We start from the raw sequence: 24,425 nt of genomic DNA on the forward strand, positions 1-24,425 counted from the left end.
AAGCAGGCCCGGTGGTCGAGTAGCCCGCGAAGCAGGCGTATCGAGACCCGGCACGCAGGCGTATCGAGACCCGCCGTCCCGCGCCGACACGACTCGACCACCGATGCGTGCTCACTCGATGCCGAAGTGCTCCTTCAGCGCGAGCTTCGCCGCGTACCACCCGTTCATCCCGTGCACGGCTGGCCCCGGCGGCGTCGCGCTCGAGCAGAGGTACACCCGCGGCAGCGGCGTGCGCCACGGCTTCGGCGACACCACCGGACGCTTCACGAGCTGCCACATGCTGAACTCGCCAGCGTAAATGTCTCCCCCGACGTAGTTGGCGTTATGCGCGGCGAGGTCGGTCGCCGTGCGGTGCGCCGAGCCGAGCACGAGGTCGCGGAATCCGGGCGCGAACCGCTCCACCTCCCGGGTGATGAGCTCGGTGGCATCGAGCGTCGACCCGGCCGGCACGTGGGTGTACGCCCAGAGCACGTGCTTGCCGCGCGGCGCACGGGTCGGGTCGAGCACGCTCGGCTGCGTGACGAGGACGTACGGATGCCGCGGCGCCGCGTCGTCGACTCCAGGCTGGAGCCCGCGCGCCACCGCGTTCTCGGCCGCGGCGATCTCCTCTCGGCTGCCGCCCAGGTGCACCGTGGGCGCGAGCGCGACCTCGGGGTTGGTCCACGGCACGGGACCGCTGAGCGCGAAGTCCACCTTCGCGACGCCCGAACCGTAGCGGTATCGCCGGATGGCGCTCCGGTACGTCCACGGGAGATCGGCCGTGAGCAGGAGCTCGGGCGCGGTGTCGAGCAGCACGACCCCGGCACCTCCCGTCACCTCGGCGAGGCGGCGCACCGGGGCATCCGTCACGATCCGGCCGCCGAGCGCGCGCAACTCGTTCGCGAGCGCATCGGCGATGACCTGCGAGCCGCCCCTCGGGAAGCCCCATCCCACGCCGTGCGCGTGCATGGCGAGCAGGAGCCCGGCGCCCGCCGGCCCGAGCGACGGCATGGGGCCAGCGGCGTGGGCGACGACCCCGGAGAAGAGGGCGGGCGCGACGTCGCCCGAGAATCGCGAGTTCCAGGCCGACGTGCCCTGCTCGAGCGCGCGGAGTCCGAACCGCAGCACGCCGATCGGGTCGCGTGGCACGCGCAGCAGCTGCGAACCGGTGAATTCGCCCACGCCGCGCCGGCGCGCGAGCAGTGGCGCGATGAGCCGGCGCCAGGCCCGCCCGTCTGGTCCGAGGCCCTGGGCCGTTCGATCGAGGTCGCGCCAGGCCACGCCCGCCCGGCCACCGTCGAGCGGGTGCGCGTACGAAGCCTCGGGCACGATCCAGTCGATCCGGTCGAGCAGCCCGAGCACTCGGAAGGCGGGCGAGGCGAGCGCAGCCGGATGCACCGCCGAGCAGACGTCGTGCCAGTACCCGGGCAGGGTGATCCCGGCCGAACGCAGGCCGCCGCCGATCGACGACTCCGCCTCGAGCAGTCGCACCGACAGCCCGGCTCGGGCGGCCACGACCGCGGCGACCAGCCCGTTCGGGCCGCTGCCGACGACCGTGACGTCGACGGTCACCCCGTCAGAATCCGGTTCCCAGCGTGTTGATGTAGACCCACGGAAGCCGGTCCATCACGAGCCGGTGCTGGTTGCCCTGGGCGTCGGGCGCATCGTCGGGAACGTCGGGGCGGTCGTCCTGGTGCTCGCGCTGGGCCTCGTACTCGTCGCCTCCTGCCAGATGACCGTCGAGCGGTCGTCGCTGAACCGGCTGACGTACGGCGTGACGTCGCCCGAGCTCAGCTCGGCCAACGCCTCCTCGACGGATGCCGCGCGCTGCAGTCCGTGCAGGGTGACCCAGGTCGGCGGCCACAGCGTCATGCTGCCGGCGGCGTGCCGATCGAGCGCGTCGACCGGTCGGATCCACTCGACCGCCATCACCTCATTCGGGTCGGGACGGATCTCGCCGTCGGGAACCCGCACCGCGAAGAAGGTGGTGCCGAGCTGCTTGGGCGATCCCTTCGGGGGCGTCCAGTGCGAGAAGGGCACGAGGTCGTAGCGGTCGAGCTCGAGTCCGATCTCCTCGCGGGTCTCGCGCACGGCGGCGCGTCGAGCGGCGTCTTCGGTGTCGAGTCGCCCGCCCGCGGCATCCGCCTCGTCGACCGCACCGCCGGGGAACACCCACGCGCCCGCGAACGAGCCGCGATCGCGGGGGCGTTCCGCCAGGAGCACCTCGAGGCCGCGCTCACCGTCGCGGAGGAGCACCACGGTGGCGGCCGAGCCCGGAACCTCGTCGTTCATCAGGGATTCAAGGTCGCTGTCCATGTGTTCAGACTAGGCCCGTCACCCGGCTGGCGCACCGGTCGCGACGCCGTCGTCGCACCGGGCGCGACTACACTTCGGGCATGCAGCTGTCCAGACTCCGGCACACCGACGACGAGGCCGTCTCTCCGCTCGCGACGCTCGTGCGAGCCCCCAATCCGGGGCCGATGACGCTCGACGGCACGAACTCCTATGTGCTGCGCTCCGAGGGCTCGACGTCGGTCATCGTCGTCGATCCGGGGCCGTCGGATGCCGCGCACCTCGACCGGCTCGCCTCGTACGGGCCGGTCGAGCTCGTGCTGCTCACGCACCACCACGCCGATCACAGCGAGGCGCTCGCAGAGTTCGCGGAGCTCACGGGCGCGCCCGTGCGCGCGATCGACGCAACGTACTGCGTCGGCGCCGCCCCGCTCGTCGACGGCGAGCGCATCACGGCGGCGGGGGTCGAGCTCGACGTCGTGGCGACCCCGGGCCACACCTCCGACTCGGTCTGCTTCGCGCTGCCGCACGACGACGACCACGGCACGATCCTCACGGGCGACACCGTGCTCGGGCGGGGCACGACGATCATCGCGGATCCCGACGGCGCGCTCGGTCCGTACCTCGCGTCGCTCGAGCGTCTGCTCGCGCACGCCCGGGCCGCCGGTGGACCGGTCGCGGTGCTGCCCGGGCACGGTCCGGTGCTGCGCGACCTCGCGTCGGTCTGCGACGACTACCTCGCGCACCGGGCGCAACGTCTCGACCAGGTGCGGGCTGCGCTCCGCGAGCTCGGCGAGGACGCCTCGCCCGAAGCGGTCACCGACGTGGTCTATGCAGACACGGATGCCTCGGTGCGATTCGCAGCCGAGGCATCCGTTCGGGCTCAGCTCGCCTACCTTCGGGGCATGGCGACGAGCTGACGTGGGGTCGGGGTCGTCAGGCGGCGACCGCGAAGCCGGCGTTCCAGCCGACCTTCTCCTGCACCGCGAGCGTGAGCTGCAGGAAGCCGACGGCCTCGAGTTCGCGGGCGCGGCTCAGGCGGCCGGCGTCGATGGCGTTGAGGCCACCGGCGCGCACGACATCGGCGAGGGCCTGCTTGGCCACCTCGTCGTCACCGGCGATGAGCACGGTGGTGGGCTGGCCGCCCACGGTCTTCGATGCGAGCGTCGCCGCGAAGTTGGTGTTGAACGCCTTCAGCACCCGGGACTCGGGCAGCTGCTCGGCGAGCTCGGCGGCCTTGGAGCCGTCGGCGGGGACGACGAGCGAGTCGAACGTCTCGAAGTCCAGGGGGTTCGTGATGTCGACGACGATCTTGCCGGCGAGCTGGTCGCGGCGCGCCTCGACGATCTCGGCGAGTGCGGGATGCGGCACGGCGAGCACGACGATGTCGCCGTTGATGGGCTCGGAGACGTCGCGGCCGACGAATTCGACGGTGTTGCCGCCCGCGGCGACGATGCCGCCGATCGCGGTGCCCATGTTGCCCGAACCGATGATGCTGACGGTGGTCATTGTGCTCCTCCTCGCGCCCTGCGACGCGTTGGTTGTCGTTACAACTAACACCATAGCGCAGTTCAGTTGTTGCGTCAACTAATACGGTAGGATGGGTGCATGAGCACCGAGACGAGATGGCTGAGCACCGAGGAGTCCGCGGCCTGGGTGCGCCTCGTCGCACTCACCGAATTGCTGCCGGGCGCCCTCGACGCGCAGCTCCTGCGCGACGCCGGCCTGACCCACTTCGAGTACGGCGCGCTGATGGCCCTTGCGGATGCCTCGGATCGCACCATGCGCATGACCGAACTCGCGGCCCGCACGAACGCGACCCTTCCCCGCCTCTCGCACGTCGCCCGCCGCCTCGAGGAGCGCGGGCTGATCGAGCGCCACCCGTGTCCCGAAGACCGTCGCGCCACGAACGCCACGATCACCGAGACGGGCCTCGCCCTGCTCGAGAGCGCCGCGCCCGGTCACGTCGACACGGTGCGCGCGAACGTGCTCGACGCGCTGACGCCCGAGCAGCTCGGGCAGCTTTACGAGATCGCGGGCGCCGTGCTCGCGCAGCTCGATCCCGACGAACGCCTCACCGCCACCTCCTGCCAGTTCAGCGAGGGCCCGGCGCTCGCTCGCGCGGGCTGACGGTTCCGCCGACAGCAGCACTGCTCACGGCAGCATCCACCCCACGGATGCCGCGACCGTCGCACGCTGGAGGCATGACCGACACCGAATCCCCACCGATCCACCCGATCGACGTCGAACTGACCCGCCGGCTGTACCACGAGCGCATCGTCGTGCTCGGCGAGGAGCTCGACCAGGCCGGCGGCAACCGCATCTGCGCGCAGCTCGTCACCCTCGCCGCCGACGACCCGCGTCGCGACATCCGCTTCTGGATCAACTCGCCCGGCGGCTCCGTCACGGCGATGCTCGCCATCGCCGACGTCATGCGATCGATCCCGAACGATGTCGCGACCATCGCCGTCGGCATGGCGGCGAGCGCGGGGCAGTTCCTGCTCTCGGCGGGCACCCGCGGCAAGCGCTTCGCCCTGCCGCACGCGCGCATCCTCATGCACCAGGGCTCGGCGGGCATCGGCGGCACCGCGGTCGACGTCGAGCTGCAGGCCGACGACCTGCGCTTCACGCGCGACACCGTGCTCGCCATCACCGCCGAGAACACGGGCCAGCCGATCGAGCGCATCATCGAGGACTCGCCGCGCGACCGCTGGTACACCGCCGCCGCGGCCGTGGAATACGGCTTCCTCGACCGCGTCGTCGACGGCTTCGACGAGATGCTCCCCCGGGTCCCGCGACCCACGACCGGATTGCAGGTGCCGGCATGACGAGCTACACGATTCCGTACGTCGTCGAGAAGCGCGGCAACACCGAGCGCACCATGGACGTCTACAGCCGACTGCTCTCAGAGCGCATCGTCTACCTCGGCACCGAGATCGACGACGGCGTGGCGAACGCGCTCATCGCGCAGCTGCTGCACCTCGCCTCCGACGGCAGCGACACGCCGATCAGCCTCTACGTGAACTCGCCGGGTGGATCGCCGGGCGCTGCGCTCGCGGTGTACGACACGATGCAGCACATCCGACCGGATGTCGCGACCACGTGCGTGGGCCAGGCGGGCGGGCCGGCGGCGGTGCTCCTCGCCGGAGGCGCGAAGGGGATGCGCGGCATCCTCCCCCACGGCCGCGTCGTGCTGCATCAGCCGTCGACGCAGGGCCGCGGCGCGATCCCCGACCTCATCATCCACGCCGACGAGGTGGTGCGCGTGCGGGCCGAGCTGGAGGCGGCGCTCGCCGCCGACACCGGGCGCGACCCGTCAATGCTGCGGCGCGACACCGACCGCGACCTGATCCTGCCGGCCGCCGCCGCCGTCGAGTACGGGCTCGTCGACCGCGTGCTGTCGACACCGGCGGGAATCCCGGCCGCGTGACCCGAACGGGTTTCCGTGACCCCAATGGGGCCGCGTGACCCGAATGGGGCAGCGTGGCCCGAATGGGGCCGCGTGACCCCAATGGGGCCGCGTGACCCGAACGGGTTTGTAGGACGACGGCCGCTCGGTAGGACGAGTGGGCGGCGTCGCGTCCTACGAAGCGCCGAATGTCCTACAAACCCGGGAAGGGAAACGCGTCCTACGAACCCGGGAAGGGAAACGCGTCCTAGAAACCCGGGAAAGGTCAGGCCACGAGAAGGAACGCGTCCGTCGGCGACGACATGGCGCTTCCCCCGCCCGGGGGAACGACCACGACACCGGCAGCCGAGCCGGTGAGATCGAGTGGATGCCGCAGCATCACGGGGCTCCCGCCGAGGCGGCTCGCGACCCGGGCCACCACATCGAGCAGGTCGAGCCCGAGCGCGCCCGCGACGGACCCGAGGATCTCCGATGACGGCTCCTTGCGCCCGCGCTCGATCTCGGAGAGGTATTGCGGCGACACTCCGGCGGCCGCGGCGACCTCGGTGAGGATCCGCTCCTGCTCGAGGCGTTCGCCGCGCAGCACTTCTCCCAGCACGTGGCGCCACAACGGCCTCGACCTGCGGCCGGCGGGTGGTGAGAACTCGACGACGTCGCCCATGCCGAGAGGCTATCCGCCGGTCGGCTGGCTCGACAGCCGGATCCGCTCAGAGCAGAATCGGCGCGCTCGGCTCAAGCCGGTTCGTAGGTGAGGCAATCGGCGTCGTCGACGCCGGGACCGATGCGAACGGATGCCGCCGTGCACTCGAGCTTCGAGTTGTGCACGCACTCCGCGCGCTGGCACGCGCCGACGTGCGTCAGCCCCTTGTCGAGCCCGCCCTCCATGCCGAGCGGGATGAACGTCGCGCACTCGGCATCGCCCACCGACCCGCCGATGGTGACGGCGGCGGCGTGGCAGTGCGAGTGATCGTTGTACGAGCACCCGGCCACCGAGCATTCGGCGACGGCGGGCAGTTCGTCGAGCGTCATGCTCATGGCGTCCTCCACGTGGGCCTCGACCGCTGGGATATCGGGCATGCTAGCGCCGAACACGTGACGCCGCAGCACTCCGACTCACTTTTTCCGCAGATCACGCCGGGTTTCTGGTTAGGTGAGCCTCACCTACGCGGGCGGGTTGTCGGGCTGCAGCGTCTCGATCGAGTCAGCCTCGACCGCGTTGTCGGCGTCGAGGTCGTTGACGTCGGGGCCCTCGTGGATCTCGCCGTCCTTGCCCGTCGGCTGCGGGGCGTCGGCAGGACGGGGCCGAGGGGTCCGATCGGTGCCGGGATCGGTCATGGTGCACGCTCCTCATTCGGTTCTCCTCTCAGCGTCGGGCGGGGCGCGACCTCCGTCAACCGCTTGACTCGCCGGCCGTTCGCGATCCGAACCGGGGGAGGTTCCCGATCCGAATCGGGTGAACTGGAGAACGGTGCACTCGCAGGACAGAATGGAGCCCAAGACTTTCGGAGGTTTGGCAATGTCCCCTGAATTCGTGCTCTGGTCGATCCTCGGCGTGATCGCCGCCGTCGTCGCCGTTCTGGGCGTCGCCGCGGCCTGGTCGATGGTCAAGGCGCCGCGCTGAGCGGATGACCTCGGCCCAGGTCACGACGGAAGGGCCGGCGGCTGCGCGCCGTCACGCCAGGAAGCTCGCCGCGGGCGACCGCAAGGCCGCGTTCCTGCTCCTGTTGTTCACGGTCATCGCGATCGTTTGGGCCAACTCGCCGTGGGGCGCGACGTACGACGCGTTCTGGGACACCGAGGTGCAGCTCTCGATCGGCGAACTCGACGCGCACCTCACGCTGCATGCGCTCGTCAACGACGGGCTCATGGCGTTCTTCTTCTTCCTCGTCGGGCTCGAGGTCAAGCGCGAGTTCACCATCGGCGACCTCACCGACCGCTCCCGGGCCGCCGTCCCGGTGATCGCGGCCGTGGCCGGTCTCGTGGTGCCGGCCGTGATCTTCGTGATGTTCAATCTCGGCTCCGGCGAGGCGCACGCCTGGGGCGTCGTGATCTCGACCGACACGGCCTTCCTCCTCGGCGCGCTCGCCATCATCGGACCGAAGTACCCGGCGCGCCTTCGCACGTTCCTGTTGACGCTGGCCGTAGTCGACGATGTCGGCGCGCTCGCGGCGATCGCCGTGTTCTACAACAACGGGATCGAGCTCGTGCCGCTCCTGCTCGTCGGCGTGCTGCTCGTCGCCCTGGCGCTCGTCCGATTCCTTCCCGCAGGACGGGGTCCCGCCTACGCGCTCCTCGGCTTCGGGCTCTGGCTGGCGCTCTTCGCGGCAGGGGTGCACCCGACGCTCGCGGGCGTCGCGGTGGCCCTGCTCATCCCGGTGTACTCCCCGAGGCGCATGGACGTCGAACGGGTGGCCGAGCTGGCTCGCGCCTTCCGGGAGTCGCCGAACTCGGTCTACGCACGGGAGGCGACGCGAAGCCTCCGCAACTCCATCTCGATCAACGAACGGCTCCAGACCGAGTGGACGCCCTACATCTCCTTCGCTGTGCTGCCACTCTTCGCGCTCGCGAACGCGGGGGTTCGGCTCGATCCGACCACGCTCGCCCAGGCCGCGGTCTCGCCGCTCACGTGGGGTGTCATCGCCGGGCTCGTGGTCGGCAAGTTCATCGGCATCGCGGGGGCGACGGCGCTCGTCCAGCGATTCGGCCTGGGGCGGCTCGCGCCCGGTCTCGGGATGCCGCGCATCGCGGGCGGCGCTGCGCTGTCGGGCATCGGGTTCACCATCTCGCTGTTCATCATCGAGCTCGCGATCGCCGATGAAGCGGCGCAGGACCTCGCCCGCGTCGGTGTGCTCGCGGCATCCGTCATCGCATTCCTGCTCGGATGGGCCGTCTTCGCCGTCGCCGACCGGGTTCGGCCACCTGAGCTGATCGGCGCGAAGCTGGTGCGCCCGGTCGACGTGGAACGCGACCACTTCCGCGGGCGCCCCGACGCACCGCTCACGATCGTCGAGTATGGGGACTTCGAGTGTCCCTTCTGCAGTCGGGCGACCGGCTCGATCGACCTCGTGATCGAGCACTTCGGGGACGACGTGCGCTGGGTGTTCCGCCACCTGCCGCTCGAGATGATGCACCCGCACGCGAGGGAGGCCGCGCAGGCCGCCGAGGCGGCCGGGCTGCAGGGTCGGTTCCTCGACCTCGCCCTCGCCATGTTCGCGAACCAGGACCGGCTCGCGACCGACGACCTCTTCGCCTACGCGCGCGATCTCGGCCTCGACATGGACCGGTTCGCCGCAGACCTGCGCTCACCGAGCGTCATCCGTCGCGTCGAAGACGACGTGCTCGACGCCGAGCTCATGGACCTGCACTCCACGCCGACGTTCTTCGTCGGCGAGCGACGCCACAAGGGCCCATGGGACTCGGTCACGCTCATCCGCGCGCTCGAGCTGGAGCGGCAGCGGCTGGCTGACGTGGGCACGCGGCCGAACGACGGGCTCACGCAGTCCAGGTCGATGGACGGCACCGTGCCGGGCAGTCCCGAGGAGGTCGACGGCCGATCCACGTAGTCGACGTGGGTCGGGTCCACGGCCAACCGTAACCGAGCGGGGTCGACGGGTCAGGCGACGGGCGTGCCGCCGGCCGAGTCGGCCGGGAGCGCAGGCCCGTCGGTCGTGGCATCCCCCACTCGACGACGCCTGAACCGGAACGGCTTGCGTTCGTCGATCGATGGATCGGGCGCATCCCAGACCTTGATGATCGCCCAGCCCACGGCCGTGAGCGGCACCGCGAGCACGGCTCCGATGATCCCGCCGATGATGGTGCCGGCCGTGAGGGCGATGAGGATGACGAGCGGATGCAGCTTCAGCGACTGCGCCATGACGACCGGCTGGAGGAGGTCGCCCTCGAGCTGGTTGACCGCGATCACGATCGCCACCACGATGAGCGCGACGATCGGACCGTTCGCGACGAGCGCGACCAGCGCCGCGAGGACGCCGGCGACCGTGGCGCCCACGAGGGGGATGAACGCGCCGAGGAACACGATGACCGCCAGCGGCAGCGCGAGGGGCACCTGGAGGATCAGCAGGCCGATGCCGATCGCGACGGCGTCGACGAGCGCGATGATCGCCGTGCCCCGCACGTAGCCGCCGAGCACCTTGACGCTCGTGACTCCGATGCGCCGACCGCGCTCGAGGCGCGCACCGGTGTACGGGCGCATGAAGAACGCCCAGATCCGGTCGCCGTCCTTCAGGAAGAAGAACAGCACGACGAGCATCAGCAGCGCGCCGGTGATCACCTCGGCCGCGGCCGACACGCCGGCGAGGGCGCCCCGTCCGAACTCCGCGCTCGTCAGGAAGTCGACGACCGAGTCGCGAGCCTGCTCGACCTGGATCCGGTCGATCGAGAATGGCAGTGTCTCGACCCAGGCCAGCAGGTCGTCGAACCCTTCGGACGCCGACTGCACGAGCGGTCCCCACTGGTTGCGAACCGCGAACACGATCGCGGTGACGATGCCGCCGAGCACGATGATGCCGCCGAGCAGGGTCACCCAGGCCGCGAGGATCGGCGGCATGAACCGGCGGAGCCAGCCGATGAGCGGACTCGCCGCCGCGGCGACGATGAGCGCGATGAGCACGGGGATGACGAGGAGCTTGACCTGCACCAGCGCCCACACGGCGATGGCGCCCAGTGCGGCGACGAGCATGACCTGCAGGCTCCGGATCGACCAGCGACCGAGTCGGTCGTGCCAGATCGGATCGCCGGCGGCGCGTCGGGCGGTGGCGGCCGCCTCGGGGGGCGCGGGGGCGCGCGCTCCGGGCACGGCCGCACGCACTCCGGGCGCGGCCCGGGTGTCGACGTTGCGGCGTGCGCGTCGGAAGACCATGCGTCGACTGTACGTCTGCGCCCTGTGGGGCCCGCAGGCCTTCACCCGGTGCGCCGCACATGGTAGAGGGACTCGGAGTCACCTCGCGGACGACGGATGCTACGCCGAGCCGCTCCACGGAGCGGGCGCGAGCACCCAGCACACCTCGGCCGGCGCATCGTCGGCGTGCCAGGTGTGCGGCTCGCGACCCGGGAACGTGAGCGCGTCGCCCGCCTCGACCCGCACCGATCGGTCGGCGAAGCGCACGGTGACCGAACCCGAGAACACGTGTAGCACCTCGACGTCGCAGTTCACGGTGTACAGCTCGTGACCGCCGTGCGCTCGGGGCTCGAGCGATGAGCGCAGGAGCTGCACCCGTTCCTCGCCGCGCGGCGACATGAGCAGCTCGGTCGCACCGACGCCGCCGAGGTTGATGTGAGGCGCGTCGGCCCGGGTGACCCGCTGGATCTCGGGCTCGGCGAACAAGGCGCCGACGGGCAGCGAGAGCACCTGGCACAGCTGCACGAGCGTGGCGACGCTGGGCGACGCCTCGTCGCGCTCGACCCGGCTGAGGAAGCCCTTGCTCAGCCCGCTCGACATCGCCACCTGCGCGAGGGTGAGCCCCTGGGCGATGCGAGCATTGCGCAGTTTCGCGCCGATCGGCGTGGCGTTCGGGTCAGCGGTGGGGTGAATCGGGCGCATGCGGCCCTCCTCCCTTGACGTCGATGGCGGGCCGGGCATACTCTGGCCGCAGGTTTCCCCAACAGTACTGGATGTTGTCCGATATGCAACCCGGCGGCGACCCCACCATCGCCCTCCCGCTGCTTCCGGCGCTCGAGTAGCGCCGCGAGGCGACGCGTATCGAGACCCACCTCACCCGGCGAAGGAGCCCACGAGATGCCCGAACCGACGACCCCCACCCGCGAACAGGTCGAGGCCGCGGCATCCGCCATCGTCGATGCCTTCGCCGCCACCGACGGCGACCGCTACTTCGCCGCCTTCTCCCCCGACGCCACGTTCGTGTTCCACACCGAGCCGGCGCGCCTCGACGACCGGGCCGCGTACGAACGGCTCTGGGCCGAGTGGCTCGAGGGCGGCTGGCGCGTCGTGTCGTGCACCTCGACCGACCGGCACGTGCAGGCGTTCCCGGGCGGCGCCGTCTTCACGCACACCGTCGACACCTCCGTCGAGACCGCTGACGGCGGCGACGCCTACCGCGAGCGCGAGACCATCGTGTTCCGAGCGGATGCCACGGGCCTCGTCGCCGTGCACGAGCACCTCTCCCCCCTGCCCGCCGCCGGCGACCCAGCCGCGGCCTGACCCGACCCGAGGAGTCCAGCAATGTCGCTCTACACCCGTCTCGAACAGCACCTCGAACGAAACTCCGACGACGCCGGTCCGGTGCGCGGCAGCTTCTCGCTGCCCCGCATCCTCATGATCTGGCTGGCCGCGAACCTCGTGGTCACGACGCTGCTCACCGGCACGCTCTTCGTGCCGGGCGTCGACTACGGCCTGGTCGTGCTGCTCATCATCCTCGGCACGCTCGTCGGCGCCGCCGTGCTCATCACGGTGGGCAACATCGGCACCCGCACCGGCCTGCCCACCATGGCGCTCACCCGCGGCCCCTTCGGCACCCGCGGCAGCCTCCTGCCGGTCACCGCGAACGTCATCATCCTCATGGGATGGAGTTGGGTGCAGGCGATGCTCGCCGGCATCGCGCTCGACTTCCTCGTGGCATCCGTCACCGGGTTCTCGAGCCCCGTGATGTTCGCCATCATCTGCCAGACGATCGTCGTGATCCTGGCCATCTTCGGGCACGAGGGCATCGCGAAGGTCGAGCCGTGGCTCGCCGTGCTGATGCTGGCGATCATGGCGTACATCTTCGTGACCGCGTTCACGACGTTCGCGCCCGCCGAGTACCTCGCGATCCCGGCCGACGCCTCGATCGGGTACACGCCGATCCTCGTGCTCGACGTCGTGATCGCCACCGCCATCTCGTGGACGGTGCTGTCGGCCGACTTCAACCGCTTCGCGAAGTCGAACCGGGCGGGCATGATCGGTTCGGGCGTCGGCTACTCGCTCTCGACGACCCTCGCGATGGTGCTCGGTGCGACAGCGATCGGGTACGTGGTGCTCTCGGGCGACGAGGCGATCCCGTTCGACCCGGTGACCATCGTGGAGCCGTTCGGAGCACCCCTCGCGATCGTGATCTTCCTGTCGGTGATGGCCACGAACACGATGGTGGTCTACGGCATGGTCACCACCGTCGTCAACGCGCTCCCGGGCCGCAAGAAGCTGAAGTTCCTGCCGACGGCGATCATCGTCGGCATCATCTCCATCATCGGCTCGACCTTCTTCGGGCTGCTCGACCAGTTCACCGCGTTCCTGGTGACGATCGGCGCACTGTTCGCCCCGGTGTTCGCGATCATGATCGCCGACTACTACATCGTGAAGCGCAGCGCGTACACCACCGACATCCTGCAGCCGAAGCAGGGACGCTACTGGTACACCGCCGGCGTCAACTGGGCGGCGATCGCGGCGTGGGCGGTGGGCGCCGTCGGCGCCTACGTCTGGACGTACGCGTTCCCGACGCCGATCGGCGCGACCATCCCGTCGTTCGCGGTCACGTTCGTGCTCTACCTGCTCCTGTCGCTGCGCGAGCGCTCGAAGCAGCCCAAGGTCGAGAGCCGACACCTCGCGGATGCCGCGGCGGAGCCGGCGCCGCATGCGTGACCTGAGTCATCCCATCGAGAGCGGCATGCAGGTGTACCCGGGCGACCCCGGCGTGCACCTCGCGCCAGCCCTCGAGCTCGAGCGCGACGGCGCGGCGGTCACGAGGCTCGACCTCGGGTCGCACACGGGCACGCACGTCGACGCCCCGGCCCACACCGTGGCCGGCGGGCGCACGATGGCGGAGGTCGCGCTCGACGAGCTCGTCGGCGAGGCGCTCGTGCTGCACGTCGACGGGCTCGGCGATCGTGCGACGTACGGGCTGCCCGAGCTGGCGGCGGCGGCCGGCCCAGCTTCCGACCTGCCCGAGCGCGTCCCGCCCATCGTCGTCGTCGACACCGGGTGGTGGCGCTTCTTCGGGTCGGAGCGGGCGCTGCGGCATCCGGCGCTCCATCCCGATGCCGCGCGGACGCTCATGGCGAGGGGCATGCGAGTGCTCGGGGTCGACACGTTGAGCCCCGACCCCACGGATGCCGCGGGCACGACGGATTTCCCGGTGCACGAAGTGGTGCTCGGGGCCGACGGCCTCATCGTCGAGAACCTCACCGGGCTCGAGGGGCTGCCGTCGCGCGTGCGGGTCGGGATCTTCCCCCTGCGGCTCGGCGTCGACGGCGCGCCCGTGCGGGCCGTCGCGTTCGACGACTGACGTCGGGTGCCCTCCCGCGACCGGAGGATTCTCGGCACGTGACCGGGCACCCGCACCGTCACACGGCGTGTTCACGGACGTTCCTGCAGTCGGCGGTCGAGCTCGCGGATCAGCCGCGCTCGGCGAGCACCTCGTCGACCCAGGCCGGCACCACGACGGTCGCCGGGCCGTGCCGCACCTCGTCGAACAGCGGCGTGATCTCGCTCGCGGCGAGGTTGAGCTCGATCGTGCTGGCGCCCGCGGCGGCCGCCGTCATGACGTAGCCGGCGGCCGGATAGACCGCGCCCGAGGTGCCGATCGCGGCGAAGACGTCGCAGGCGACCAACGCCTCGTCGATCGCGTCGAGCTCGTACGGCATCTCACCGAACCACACCACGTCGGGTCGCAGCATCCGCTCACCGCACTCGGGGCACGGAGGACGCTCGATGAGGTCGACCGTGATGGGCGTACGTGCCCCGCACGCGTTGCAGAGCGCGGTCAGGAGGTCGCCGTGCATGTGCACGACGCGGCGGCTACCGGCTCGCTCGTGCAGGTCGTCGACGTTCTGCGTGACGACGAGGAGGTCGTCGCCGAGCTCCTGCTCGAGGCGGGCGAGCGCGCCGTGCGCCGCGTTCGGCTCGGCGAGCACGGACGCCTGTCGACGCGCGTCGTAGAACCTGTGCACGGTGTCGGGGTCACGCTCGAACGCCTCGGGTGTCGCGACATCCTCGACGCGATGCCCCTCCCAGAGCCCGCCCGCGTCGCGGAACGTGGGTACTCCGCTCTCCGCCGAGATCCCGGCGCCGGTCAGCACGACGATGCGCATCCCTCCATTGAATCAGCGTCGAAAACGAATGAGAATCCGGGGTATGGGCGGCTGAGGGGCCTCGTGATGCGGATTCTCCTGCGTTTCGATCGCGGCTCACGCAGCGAGGTCAGCCCGCCGGCACGGGAGCGACGGATCCGGCGGTGACCTCAGCCTTGTGGGCGGCGAAGGCGGCGAGCACCTCGTCCTTCTCCCGCTGTGGCACGCCGACGACATCGAGGGTGCGGCCGAGCTCGGCCGCCACCTCGTCGAACTCCTCGGGAGAGATGCGCAGGTTGCGATGCGCCTCCTCGAGCCCGAGGGTGGTGCTGCCGGGCACGGTGGGCGTGTACTGGAACGGCCCGCCGGCCACGTTGCACACCCAGAGGGTGCGCATGAACTTCAGGCCCGGAAGCCTGCCCAGATTCTGGGTGTGCCACTCCCGCAGGGCCGGATTCTGCGACTGCTGACCGACGATCGGGTTCTGGACGACGGCGTCGCTGAAGTGGTCGACGACCGCGGCGATGGCGAAGACGCCACCGAGCCGGTCGTAGAGCGTGGGTTCGGACATGGTTGCTCCTCTGTTCGGTCCCGCGATCGCTGGCCTCGTCGAGCGATGTCGGTTAATCGATGAGTGCCAGCCGGCAACCGTGGCTTACAACCTCATGGACGTTTGGCCCGCGTCGGCCGAGACGGCGTCGCCTGGCGCCGGTTCGACCGACCTCGTGCTCGGAATGCTCGTGCTGACGGTCTTCGGCGCTCAGCGCTCGATCGACCGCCGATCATCGCGGCGAGCGACCAGCGAGCGAAGTACGAAGAACACCACGACCGCCACGACGGCGACGATCGCGAGCTTGGCGATGAACCACAGCAGGCTGAAGAGCAGGTCGACGATGAACCACGCGATGAGCACGGCGGCGATGACGCCGAGGATGGTCCAGACGGTGCGACTCATGCTTCGAGGCTAGTCGAGGTTCATGGGAGCTTCGAAGAATCGGTGACGCCGCGCGGGCGCGATCGGCCCGCCTACATTCCGGGGTGGGAGGTGCAGTCCACCGCGGTTCCGCGCGCGACGTCTCCCTCGGCGTAGTCACTGGCCGACTTGACGAGCTTGCCCCCGTAGAACACCGCACACGCGAGGCTCCCTCCGGTGGCGCTGGTGGCCACGAAGGTCCAAGGTGCGGATGCCGCCTGGTTGCCGCAGTTGGTCTGGAGGAGCGCGACCGCGGGGCCGACGGACGTCGTGCTGCGGATCTCGGGGTCCGCATCGGGGCGGAACACCGAGTACGTGAGGTCGATCGGCGTCGAATCGTCGTCCGCGGTCACGACGAAGGTCACCACGCCGGGCGCGGAGCGGTCGAGCGGGCAGTCGCCCGGTTCGGCTGGGAGCGCGTTCGGGAGGGCGCCGTCGGATTCGGCCGGCTCCGAGGGCGACGCCGAAGCCGTGGCTGGTGGTGGCGACGTCTCGGGGGCTACGGAGGAGCTGGCGTCGCCGGCGCCGACAACGCTGCAGGCGGTCAGGGCGGCGAGGGTCATGAGGATCGCGGCAGCCCCCGGAAGGATCCGCCGCCGCACGTCGTTGCGCATGCGGCTCATCGTAGGGGCGACGATGCCCACGGCCGCGGATGCGCCACAGTGCGTCGGACCGCGCCTTCTGACGACGCGGCGCGCACGGGTACGCTCTCGTGATGTCCAACGACGCGATCGCTGCATTCATCGAGCGGCTCACGGTGAGCCCGGCCGGCCCGAACAGCGCGAACTTCTTCGACCGAGGCCGGCCCGGGAACGCCATCCGTCGGCGGAACCTCGCGCGCTACTTCGAGCAGCTGGCCGCCCGGCGCCCGACGACCCTGCTCGTGGGCGAAGCCCCCGGGTACCGCGGGATGGCGATCACGGGCGTCCCGTTCACCAACGCCGTGCTCCTGCGCCGCGGCATCCCGCACTTCGACCTGTTCGGCACGGGGCACGGCTACGAGATCCCGGATGCCGCCGGCATCGCCGCGGAGCCGACCGCGACCGTCATGTGGAACGCCCTCGTCGAGCTCGACTTCCTCCCGGTGCTCTGGAGCGCGTACCCCCTGCACCCGCACCGCCCGGGCGATCCGCGGTCGAATCGCACGCCCTCGGTGACCGAGACCGCGGCGTGGGCGTGGGCGTGGCGCGAGCTGATGGACGTGTTCCCGATCACCTCCGTCGTCGCCGTGGGCAACGTGTCGCGCGCGACGCTCGCGCGGGAAGGGTTGTCGGTCCCGCACGTCCGCCACCCGGCGCACGGCGGTCGCGAGAAGTTCACGTCGGGCCTGCGCGACCTCCTCGACCGAGGCGTCATCGCCTAGGCAGGCTCCCGAGCCGTTCGGAGATGTCGGCCGCGGTCGCACGCGCGGCGGACACGACCTCGTCGAGGTCGACGGTGCTGTACGAGGTCGCGACGTAGGGCACGGTCAGCGCGGCGATGGTCTCACCCGACGGTCCCGCGATCGCCACGACCACATCGGTGACGCCGGCCTGCAGTCGGTCGGGACGGGTGAGGTATCCGGCGCGCAGCGCGCGGGCCTCGGACGGCGCGGGCGCCGCGGCATCCGTTCGGCCCGCCGTGAGCACCGCACCGGTCGCGGTCGTGTCGATCGGGAACAGCGCACCCACCCGGACGTGGTAGCCGAAGTCGGCCGGCGACTCGGCCTGGGCGATGACGCGCACGCTGCCCGCGTCGTCGACGCTGAGGTTGCAGGACTGCCGAATCCGGTCGGCGAGCGCGCGCATGGGGCCCGCCGCGAGCTGGACGAGTCCGCGCACCGGCGGGTGCGGGTGGGCGAGGTCGAACAGGGCCATCGAGAGCACGTAGCGGCCGGAGTGCTCGTCGCGCGTGAGGTAGCCCCGCCGGTCGAGCGTGGCGAGCACCCGGTAGATCTGGCTCACGTTGCGCCCGACCGCGTCAGCGATCTCGGTCTGGCTGAGCCCGGCGGCCTGGTCGGCGAGCAGTTCCAGGATGTCGAGCGCCTTGTCGAGCGCGGGGGCCGAGTAGTCAGGGGTGCGGGGAGCCATCGGATGCCTCTGGGCTCCCGTCAGCGGTCGGCGCCGAGTGCCCGCACGAAACGTCGGGCGATCTCGCGTTCGAGGTCATCGGGCACCGGCTGGGCGCCCGGCACGAGGGAATCGGCGGCGGTGGCGACCCGCTCGAGCGACAGCGCCTGCAGGAGGAATCCGAGGTCCATCGCCTCGATCGAGTTGCCCTTGGGCTCGCGTCCGGCGAGGTTCACCATGCGGCCGCCCGCGAGCAGGACGATCTCGCGTCCGTCGGGCAGCTCGATGCGCTCGATCGCGGTGTCGAGCTCGGTGACGGCGGTCGCACGGCCAGTGAGCGCGGCCGTGTCGATCTCCCACGGGAAGTGGCCGGCGTTGGCGAGCACGGCCCCACTCGGCATCCGGTCGACGATCTCGTCGGTGATGATGCCGGGTTGCCCCGTCGCGGTGATGAAGAACTCGCCCCATTCGGCGAGGTCGGCGAGCTCGCCGACGCGATAGCCGTCGAGGGCGGCCTCGAACGCCTTGAGCTCGTCGATCTCGGCGACCGCGACCCGCCCGCCGAATGCACGCAGGTACTGGGCGATGCCGCGCCCGCACCACCCGTAGCCGGCGACCACGAATCGGCGGCCGGGGATCATCAGGTTCGTGATGCGCATGACGCTCTCGACGACCGACTGGCCCACGCCGTGCCGGTTCTCGCCGATCGCCTTCAGCGGGCTGTCGTTGATGACGATGGTCGGGAACGGCACACGGCCTGCGAGCTCGGTGCGCAGGCGGATGCCGCCGCTGGTCGTCTCCTCGGTGCCGCCGATCACGGTGCCGGCCGTGCCTGCCGCGCCCACGCCGGCCCCGAGGTCGGCGCCGTTGTCGAGCAGGATTCCGGGGCGCGCGGCCACGACCGCCGCGACGTTCGCCTCGTGCTCGGCCAGCGTGTCGTCACGTCGGCCGAACACCGTCATGCCGGTGGCTCGCAAGTGGGCGACGATGTCGTCCTGCGTGGAGCCGTGATTGCCGGTCGCGACGATCTCGGCGCCGCCGGCCGCGAGGACCTCGAGCAGCACGGCGGTCTTCGGCTCGAGGTGCAGCGACATGCCGACGCTGCGGCCGGCGAACGGTCGTCGCTCGGCGAACTCCGCCCGAGCCGCGGCGAGCAGCGGCATCCGCGATCGGATCCAGCGGATGCGGGCGGCGCCCTGGTCGGCGAGCGTGGACGAGGTGAGCGCTGACATGTTCGACGGCTTTCGTGGGTGAATATGACTTTTCGTAGATGATACTCCTTCGGCAGGCGACGCCGGGCGCAAGCGAGTACGCTGACCGGGCGCAGAGCGGATGCCGCATCCGCGTTGCCTGACCCGATCGGAGACCTCCACGTGCATGACGCGAACCCCGCCGGCGGCCCGACGCTCCATCCCGACACGCTGGCGATCATCGCCGGCCGGCCGCCGCACCTCCCGGATGCGCCGATGAACGTGCCCGTCCACCTCACGTCGACCTATGTCGCGAACGGCGACCTGCGGTACGGCCGCTATGGCAATCCCAACTGGGCGGCCTTCGAGGATGCATTGGGCGCGCTCGAGGGCGGGCGTTGCGTCGCCTTCGCCTCGGGCATGGCCGCGATCACGGCGGTGCTCGACCTGGTCGAGCCCGGTGCCACGGTGGTCGCACCGCGCCACTCGTACACGGGCACCGTCGGCCTGCTCGAGGAGCTCGCCGCGAAGAGGCGCATCCAGGCCGTGTTCGTCGACATCTCCGACACGGATGCCGTGACGGATGCCGCAGCCGGGGCCGCGATGTTGTGGATCGAGTCCCCCACCAATCCGGCGCTCGAGGTCGCCGATATCGCGGCGATCGCGGCCGCGGCTCATGAGCACGGTGCCCTCGTCGCGGTCGACAACACGTTCGCGACGCCGGTGCTGCAGCGTCCGCTCGAGCACGGCGCCGACGTGGTCGTGCACTCCGCGACGAAGTACATCTCGGGCCACAGCGACGTGCTCATGGGGGCGGCGGTCGCGGCATCCGACGACCTTGCAGCGGCCTTCGTCGGGCACCGCTCGATGTACGGCGCGATCCCGGCGCCGCTCGAGACGTTCCTCGCGCTGCGCGGCCTGCGCACGCTGCCCGTGCGCGTCGAGCGCGCCCAGTCGAACGCACAGGAGCTCGTGCGCCGACTCACCGGACACCGCGCCCTCGAGGAGGTGCGCTACCCCGGATTCGGCGCGATCATCTCCATCGTCGTGCGCGGCGGAGCCGAGCCGGCCGAGGCGCTGGCGGAGCGCACGAAGCTCTGGGTGCATGCCACGAGCCTCGGCGGCGTGGAGTCGACGCTCGAACGACGTCGGCGGTGGCCCGCCGAGCAGTCGACGATCCCCGAGGGCCTCGTCCGCCTGTCGGTCGGCCTCGAGCACGTCGACGACCTGCACCGCGACCTCACGTCTGTGCTCGACGCACTCGATCCCGCCTGAGTGCACGCAGAACGAGCCCGCCCGCCGCCACGACGACCGCGACCGCGAGCGGCGGCACGACCAGCGACGGTTCGAGCAGTGCCATGCGGAACACCCCGATGCCGTAGTGGAGCATCTCGTCGAGGTGCCGAGCCAGCACCCGGCTGCCGATGGCGCTGGTCGCACCGGTGATCAGGGCTGGAGCGATCCAGAGCATCGCCAGGCTCGCAACCGCGGCGATGATCCGTCCGATGGTGTTCACTCCGGCCCAGGCGATCGCCGCGCCGATGAGCACGGGCGCCACCCAGCGCACCGCGCCGAACAACCACGGCGGTTCGCCGGCGAACGCCGGACCCTGCGGGGAAAGGAGGGCGTGCAGCCATCCGCTCGAGAGCAGCGCCGCGACGGTGAACCCGATGACGGCGCCGGCCCTGGGCGCCCGCGCGATCAGCCCGAGCACGCCGAGACCGAGGGCGACCGCGGTGACGGCGACCGCGGTGACGCCCGTCAGGTAGAGCTCCGACATCGGGTCGTCGCGGAGGCCGCCGGCGACGACCATCGCGGTCTGCGTGACGGCCACGAGGTGCACGACTCCCACACCGAGCACCAAGAGCGCGAGTCCGCCCCTCGGGGTCCGGTCGCGCAGGGCGCGCGCGACGAGACCGGCGGTGGCCGATCCGATGACGATGAGGGCGGCGATGATCGTCAGGTGGTACTGGCTGAACGGCAGCAGCGCCAACGGCATGTCGTCGGGCAGGGTCTCGACGGCCCACAGGTTCTGCAACGGGAGGCGCAGGCCGGTGATGAGCCAGGGCAGCAGGCCGAAGAGGGCCGACGCCACGCCGATGACGAGGAAGAGCCACCGGCTCAGATCCTTCGCGTTCGACGTGGCGTCTTCGGCCGCGACGGATGGCGCGGCAGAGGTATCGAGTGTGGATTCCGGGGTCATCGACTCAGCCAACCACAGGGGTACGTCAGTGCGGAGGCGTCGAGCCGCCGCGCAGGCGACCGACCTCTAAGCTGGCGAGGATGATCGGTCGCTTCTTCACCGGGGTCGGGATGCTCTTCCGCGGTTTCGGGTTCTGGGCCCGGCGGCCCGAAGCGATGGCGCTCGGACTGGTTCCAGCAGCGATCGTCGCGATCGTGGTGGGCGCGGCCCTGGTCGCGCTCGGCTTCAACATGCCGTTCCTCACCGACTGGCTCACGCCCTTCGCCGACGACTGGACGGATCCGTGGCCCGACCTCGTGCGTGCCGCGATCGGCGCGATCATCTTCGCCGCCGCCATCGTGCTGGCCGCCGTGACCTTCACGGCGCTCACGCTCGCCGTCGGCGATCCCTTCTACGAGCGCATCTGGCGGGCGGTGGAGGTCGAGCTCGGCGGAACGGTGCCCGACGAGGGCGGCGGATTCTGGCGCTCGGTTCGCGACTCCATCGTGCTCATCGCGCTTGGCCTCGTGACGGCGATCGGCGTCGTGCTGAGCGGATTCATCCCGGTCGTCGGCGGGGTGCTCGCGCCGACGCTCGGCGTGATCCTCTCGGGGCGGCTGCTCGCGACCGAGCTGAGCTCGCGGGCGTTCGAGGCTCGCGGCATCCGCTCGGGCGTGCGACGACGCCTGCTTCGCGGCCATCGAGCGAAGCTGCTGGGCTTCGGCATCGCGACGCAGCTGTGCTTCATGGTTCCGCTCGGCGCGATCATCACGATGCCGGCCGCGGTCGCGGGGTCGACGCTGTTGGCGCGCTCGGTGCTCGATGCGGCCGCGAGGCAGCAGCAACCGCTCACCGCAGGGCCGCCCACCGCAGGGCCGCCCACCGCAGGGCCGCCCACCGCAGGGCCGCCGCCCGCCAGCGGGCAACCGCCGCCCGGCACCTGACGGGCTCGTCGCCGACCGGGTTCAGGACGCCGTGCCGTCGAACAGCAGCATGGGCACCGGACCGAACGGCATCGAGCGCACCCGGAGTCGCCGCACGTCGCCGCCGGTGAACCCCGCCTCGACGAGGGCTCGCTCGGTGTCGCGATCCCAGTGGCATCCGTGATGGAAGCGAGCCGTGAACGGTGTCGCCACTCGCTGGATCACGCGTTTCAGGGTGCGCGGCGGCGCGACGACGTGGTCGACGAACACCACGCGTCCGCCGGGCACCAGCACGCGCCGGATCTCGGCGAGGGCGGTCGCCTGGTCGCTGACGGAGCAGAGCACGTACGTGCCGACGACCGCGTCGACGGACGCGTCGGGCAACGGGATCGACTCGGCTCGGGCCTCGAGAGGAGCCGCCGTGTGCCGCCATTCCCGCGCCCGGGTCGCGAGTTCGGACAGTCGCTTTCCGTCGGGCTCGAGTCCCACCCACTCGACTCCCGGATCGAACGCCCCGAAGTTCTCGCCATCACCAGCGCCGATCTCGAGCACTCGGCCGCGCACGCGCCCGACGAACTCCCGTTCGAGGTCGTCGAGTTCCGCTTCTTCGATGAGCGGAGTGGTCGAGGTGGTCACCCACGGCACGCTACCGCGCCAGCCCGCGCGCGTCACTCGTTGCGCGGTCATGCGGCGTTCCGGTCGGATCCGGGCCCTTGCCCACCCTCGTGTTCCCGTTCCCGTTCCCGTTCTCGTTCGGCTGCTGGTTCTCGTTCTCGTGTTGTCGCCGCCGCTACACGTGGGGCCGGCAGTCGTGCCGGGTCGATGGGGTTGATGAGGTCTGCCGGGGTCTTCGGTCGCATCAGCCTCGGGGTTCGGTCGGGGTCGACGTTGCGAGGTGGGATGAGCCAGTAGGTGGTGCCCTCGCGGCGCACTTCCCAGCCTTCATTGTGGTAGCGGAGGTGGTCTCGTCGGCACAGCAGGATCCCGTCGGCGAGGTCGGTGCGGCCTTGGTCGCGCTGCCAGTGGTCGGTGTGGTGGGCTTCGCACCATGACGGCGGGCGAGTGCAGTCGGGATCCATGCAGCCGCCGTCGCGGACCGCGAGTACCGCCTTCTGCATCGGCGTGAACAGTCGCTCCTCGCGGCCCAGGTCGAGCACGGCGCCGTCGTGGTCGAACCGGATCGGCAGATAGCCCTGGCACAGCCCGGTGTGTACGGCGGCGAGCGGGATCCGGCCGGGGTGGCCCTCGAGCATCCCGGTGCCGTGCCCCGTGCCGAGGGTGTGCGCGTTGACCACGATCCGCACCGCCGGCTTCGTCAGGTTCACGACCTGGCCGGGGTCGACGGTGGCGCCCGCGTGCAGCAACTGCACCAGCCCGTCGGCGGCGTTGCGCTCCCTGATCGCCTTGGCGTCGGCGTATGCGGTATCCCCATGCACGGGGTCGCCGAACCCGCGCCGCAGCCGCGGTTCGACCTGTCTCGGATGAGTCAGCTGGTCGAAGACCGCTTTGACCAGCATGCCGGCTTCGGGGTCGAGTTCGAACTCGCCGCGGACCATGCCGTCGGGTTTCAGCCAGACCCGCCAGTACCGTCGCTCCAGCTGAGCGTGGGCGCGGGCGGCCACCCCGGCGGCGTCGATACGGTCACGGGCCCGCCGGGCCGCGAGCCGGGCCGCGTCGGCATGCGCCCGGCCGTCACGGCAGGCGGTGATCAGCCGGTCAAGTTCGGCGGCCAACGACTCCTCGTCGGCGTCACCGCCGGGCTCGCCCAGGCCCGACCGGATCGCGTCGGCCACCGCCACCGTCAACTCCCCGACGACGACAGCCGCGGAGAGTGCGGCGTACCACGGCGGGGCGACATCGGGCAGCACGGCTGCGGCGCCGGGGGCGGCGACGCGCCGCCGGTCGAACTCCGCCGCCGCCCCGGTCTCGGCGACCAGCTCGCCCACCGCGAGCAGGGCGGCGGTGTCACGCTTCGTGGCGCGGGTGATCTGCTGCAACATCGCGCCCGCCGAGACGTGTCCGGCCCGCCGGGCCAACCCCTGCTGCCCGAACGCCACGCGGGACCGGCGCGCCACCTCGGCTGCGGCCAGCGCCCGCACCCGCTCGGCCTCGTGCCGCAACTCCGAAATCGCCTCGAGCGCCGCCACCAGCGCGGCGTCATCCGCCGCCCGGAACAGGGCCGGCGACACCCCGAACCCGCGCAACACCCCGGTCAATCCGGTGATGTCAGGGAGCGGTTCCGGCATGCCCCCATCCTCGCGCGCACCACCCGCACTCGAACATATCCTCGATGATCTCCGGGTGCGGCCGCCGGAAGCTCGGATGGGGCGGACGAGTCGGGGTCTGGAAGGGCACGCGGGCAGCGCAGGCAGGAATGACCGAACCGCGCGGGCGACGCCGCCCCAGCGGCA

General features: G+C 71.1%; 28 protein-coding genes. 11 read left to right on the plus strand and 17 right to left on the minus strand.

Annotated features, from left to right (window positions below):
• Positions 1-111: 111 nt before the first annotated feature.
• Entirely contained in the window at positions 112-1,551 is a 1,440-nt protein-coding gene (locus HUS56_RS00785) for an NAD(P)/FAD-dependent oxidoreductase (RefSeq protein ID WP_173921511.1), read from the minus strand.
• Between the two features lie 54 nt (positions 1,552-1,605).
• Positions 1,606-2,295: an NUDIX domain-containing protein gene (locus HUS56_RS00790; RefSeq protein WP_173921512.1), complete on the minus strand. Its 690-nt coding sequence runs from the start codon at positions 2,293-2,295 to the stop codon at positions 1,606-1,608.
• An 80-nt stretch (positions 2,296-2,375) separates the two neighbouring features.
• On the opposite strand from HUS56_RS00790, the gene HUS56_RS00795 reads away from it, so the two are divergent.
• Positions 2,376-3,191: an MBL fold metallo-hydrolase gene (locus HUS56_RS00795; RefSeq protein ID WP_173921513.1), complete on the plus strand. Its 816-nt coding sequence runs from the start codon at positions 2,376-2,378 to the stop codon at positions 3,189-3,191.
• 16 nt (positions 3,192-3,207) lie between these two features.
• Here HUS56_RS00795 and HUS56_RS00800 read toward each other — a convergent pair whose 3' ends face one another.
• Positions 3,208-3,780 carry an NADPH-dependent F420 reductase gene (locus HUS56_RS00800; protein ID WP_173921514.1) on the minus strand — a complete coding sequence of 191 codons (573 nt, stop codon included), beginning with the start codon at positions 3,778-3,780 and terminating at the stop codon, positions 3,208-3,210.
• 99 nt (positions 3,781-3,879) lie between these two features.
• Here HUS56_RS00800 and HUS56_RS00805 point away from each other — a divergent pair, with 99 nt between their 5' ends.
• The 3 genes from HUS56_RS00805 (at position 3,880) to HUS56_RS00815 (ending at position 5,701) form a co-directional block, all read left to right on the plus strand.
• Complete coding sequence (locus tag HUS56_RS00805) at positions 3,880-4,401, plus strand: MarR family winged helix-turn-helix transcriptional regulator (RefSeq protein WP_173921515.1); 522 nt, start codon at positions 3,880-3,882, stop codon at positions 4,399-4,401.
• A gap of 74 nt (positions 4,402-4,475) precedes the next feature.
• On the plus strand, positions 4,476-5,099 hold the full coding sequence (locus tag HUS56_RS00810; protein WP_173921516.1) for a ClpP family protease: 624 nt from the start codon (positions 4,476-4,478) through the stop codon (positions 5,097-5,099).
• Entirely contained in the window at positions 5,096-5,701 is a 606-nt protein-coding gene (locus HUS56_RS00815; protein ID WP_173921517.1) for a ClpP family protease, read from the plus strand. Before HUS56_RS00810 ends, HUS56_RS00815 begins: the two co-directional genes overlap by 4 nt.
• Before the next feature lie 244 nt (positions 5,702-5,945).
• On the opposite strand, the gene HUS56_RS00820 is transcribed toward HUS56_RS00815, so the two are convergent.
• The 3 genes from HUS56_RS00820 to HUS56_RS00830 all read right to left on the minus strand — a co-directional run bounded on the left by HUS56_RS00820 (position 5,946) and on the right by HUS56_RS00830 (position 7,015).
• On the minus strand, positions 5,946-6,341 hold the full coding sequence (locus HUS56_RS00820) for a helix-turn-helix domain-containing protein (RefSeq protein WP_173921518.1): 396 nt from the start codon (positions 6,339-6,341) through the stop codon (positions 5,946-5,948).
• A gap of 71 nt (positions 6,342-6,412) precedes the next feature.
• The gene (locus tag HUS56_RS00825) at positions 6,413-6,715 is read right to left on the minus strand and encodes a DUF1540 domain-containing protein (protein ID WP_173921519.1); all 303 of its coding nucleotides are present in this window, start codon (positions 6,713-6,715) and stop codon (positions 6,413-6,415) included.
• Positions 6,716-6,841: 126 nt separating this feature from the next.
• A complete protein-coding gene (locus tag HUS56_RS00830; RefSeq protein WP_173921475.1) occupies positions 6,842-7,015 on the minus strand; it encodes a hypothetical protein in 174 nt (57 codons plus the stop codon).
• A gap of 290 nt (positions 7,016-7,305) precedes the next feature.
• On the opposite strand from HUS56_RS00830, the gene nhaA reads away from it, so the two are divergent.
• Entirely contained in the window at positions 7,306-9,243 is a 1,938-nt protein-coding gene (gene nhaA / locus HUS56_RS00835; protein WP_173921520.1) for a Na+/H+ antiporter NhaA, read from the plus strand.
• Between the two features lie 50 nt (positions 9,244-9,293).
• On the opposite strand, the gene HUS56_RS00840 is transcribed toward nhaA, so the two are convergent.
• Together HUS56_RS00840 and HUS56_RS00845 are read right to left on the minus strand one after the other, a co-directional pair.
• Positions 9,294-10,559 (minus strand): AI-2E family transporter, encoded by a 1,266-nt coding sequence (locus HUS56_RS00840; RefSeq protein WP_173921521.1) that lies wholly within the window; start codon positions 10,557-10,559, stop codon positions 9,294-9,296.
• 99 nt (positions 10,560-10,658) lie between these two features.
• Complete coding sequence (locus HUS56_RS00845; protein WP_173921522.1) at positions 10,659-11,240, minus strand: XRE family transcriptional regulator; 582 nt, start codon at positions 11,238-11,240, stop codon at positions 10,659-10,661.
• Positions 11,241-11,435: 195 nt separating this feature from the next.
• On the opposite strand from HUS56_RS00845, the gene HUS56_RS00850 reads away from it, so the two are divergent.
• From HUS56_RS00850 to HUS56_RS00860, 3 genes are read left to right on the plus strand one after another with little or no spacing between them, the layout of a single operon-like run.
• A complete protein-coding gene (locus tag HUS56_RS00850) occupies positions 11,436-11,858 on the plus strand; it encodes a nuclear transport factor 2 family protein (protein ID WP_173921523.1) in 423 nt (140 codons plus the stop codon).
• Between the two features lie 21 nt (positions 11,859-11,879).
• The gene (locus tag HUS56_RS00855) at positions 11,880-13,271 is read left to right on the plus strand and encodes a cytosine permease (RefSeq protein WP_173921524.1); all 1,392 of its coding nucleotides are present in this window, start codon (positions 11,880-11,882) and stop codon (positions 13,269-13,271) included.
• Positions 13,264-13,914: a cyclase family protein gene (locus HUS56_RS00860; protein ID WP_173921525.1), complete on the plus strand. Its 651-nt coding sequence runs from the start codon at positions 13,264-13,266 to the stop codon at positions 13,912-13,914. Before HUS56_RS00855 ends, HUS56_RS00860 begins: the two co-directional genes overlap by 8 nt.
• A 109-nt stretch (positions 13,915-14,023) precedes the next feature.
• On the opposite strand, the gene HUS56_RS00865 is transcribed toward HUS56_RS00860, so the two are convergent.
• From HUS56_RS00865 to HUS56_RS00880, 4 genes are all read right to left on the minus strand, one after another.
• Complete coding sequence (locus tag HUS56_RS00865; protein ID WP_173921526.1) at positions 14,024-14,719, minus strand: NAD-dependent deacylase; 696 nt, start codon at positions 14,717-14,719, stop codon at positions 14,024-14,026.
• A gap of 109 nt (positions 14,720-14,828) precedes the next feature.
• Positions 14,829-15,269, minus strand: coding sequence for a group 1 truncated hemoglobin (locus tag HUS56_RS00870; RefSeq protein ID WP_173921527.1), 441 nt, complete (start codon positions 15,267-15,269; stop codon positions 14,829-14,831).
• Positions 15,270-15,458: 189 nt separating this feature from the next.
• Complete coding sequence (locus HUS56_RS00875) at positions 15,459-15,653, minus strand: hypothetical protein (protein ID WP_173921528.1); 195 nt, start codon at positions 15,651-15,653, stop codon at positions 15,459-15,461.
• A 71-nt stretch (positions 15,654-15,724) separates the two neighbouring features.
• Complete coding sequence (locus HUS56_RS00880) at positions 15,725-16,285, minus strand: hypothetical protein (RefSeq protein WP_173921529.1); 561 nt, start codon at positions 16,283-16,285, stop codon at positions 15,725-15,727.
• 101 nt (positions 16,286-16,386) lie between these two features.
• On the opposite strand from HUS56_RS00880, the gene HUS56_RS00885 reads away from it, so the two are divergent.
• Complete coding sequence (locus HUS56_RS00885; protein ID WP_173921530.1) at positions 16,387-17,034, plus strand: uracil-DNA glycosylase; 648 nt, start codon at positions 16,387-16,389, stop codon at positions 17,032-17,034.
• Here the strand turns inward: HUS56_RS00885 and HUS56_RS00890 are convergent.
• Both HUS56_RS00890 and HUS56_RS00895 read right to left on the minus strand, forming a co-directional pair.
• Positions 17,024-17,740 carry an IclR family transcriptional regulator gene (locus HUS56_RS00890; protein ID WP_173921531.1) on the minus strand — a complete coding sequence of 239 codons (717 nt, stop codon included), beginning with the start codon at positions 17,738-17,740 and terminating at the stop codon, positions 17,024-17,026. The two genes, HUS56_RS00885 and HUS56_RS00890, sit on opposite strands and share 11 nt — an antisense overlap.
• Positions 17,741-17,760: 20 nt before the next feature.
• Positions 17,761-18,951, minus strand: coding sequence for an adenosylhomocysteinase (locus tag HUS56_RS00895; protein ID WP_173921532.1), 1,191 nt, complete (start codon positions 18,949-18,951; stop codon positions 17,761-17,763).
• A gap of 141 nt (positions 18,952-19,092) precedes the next feature.
• On the opposite strand from HUS56_RS00895, the gene HUS56_RS00900 reads away from it, so the two are divergent.
• Positions 19,093-20,184 (plus strand): PLP-dependent aspartate aminotransferase family protein, encoded by a 1,092-nt coding sequence (locus HUS56_RS00900; protein WP_173921533.1) that lies wholly within the window; start codon positions 19,093-19,095, stop codon positions 20,182-20,184.
• Here HUS56_RS00900 and HUS56_RS00905 read toward each other — a convergent pair.
• Positions 20,150-21,112: a hypothetical protein gene (locus HUS56_RS00905; RefSeq protein ID WP_173921534.1), complete on the minus strand. Its 963-nt coding sequence runs from the start codon at positions 21,110-21,112 to the stop codon at positions 20,150-20,152. The genes HUS56_RS00900 and HUS56_RS00905 overlap by 35 nt on opposite strands.
• Positions 21,113-21,192: 80 nt before the next feature.
• Here HUS56_RS00905 and HUS56_RS00910 point away from each other — a divergent pair, with 80 nt between their 5' ends.
• Entirely contained in the window at positions 21,193-22,035 is an 843-nt protein-coding gene (locus HUS56_RS00910; RefSeq protein WP_254431224.1) for an EI24 domain-containing protein, read from the plus strand.
• A 21-nt stretch (positions 22,036-22,056) separates the two neighbouring features.
• Here the strand turns inward: HUS56_RS00910 and HUS56_RS00915 are convergent, their stop codons facing one another.
• Together HUS56_RS00915 and HUS56_RS00920 are read right to left on the minus strand one after the other, a co-directional pair.
• On the minus strand, positions 22,057-22,650 hold the full coding sequence (locus tag HUS56_RS00915) for a class I SAM-dependent methyltransferase (RefSeq protein WP_173921535.1): 594 nt from the start codon (positions 22,648-22,650) through the stop codon (positions 22,057-22,059).
• A 47-nt stretch (positions 22,651-22,697) separates the two neighbouring features.
• On the minus strand, positions 22,698-24,260 hold the full coding sequence (locus HUS56_RS00920) for a DUF222 domain-containing protein (protein ID WP_173921536.1): 1,563 nt from the start codon (positions 24,258-24,260) through the stop codon (positions 22,698-22,700).
• Between the last annotated feature and the right edge of the window lie 165 nt (positions 24,261-24,425).

It is taken from the genome of Agromyces sp. Marseille-P2726, assembly GCF_902809835.1.
Taxonomy (GTDB): domain Bacteria; phylum Actinomycetota; class Actinomycetes; order Actinomycetales; family Microbacteriaceae; genus Agromyces.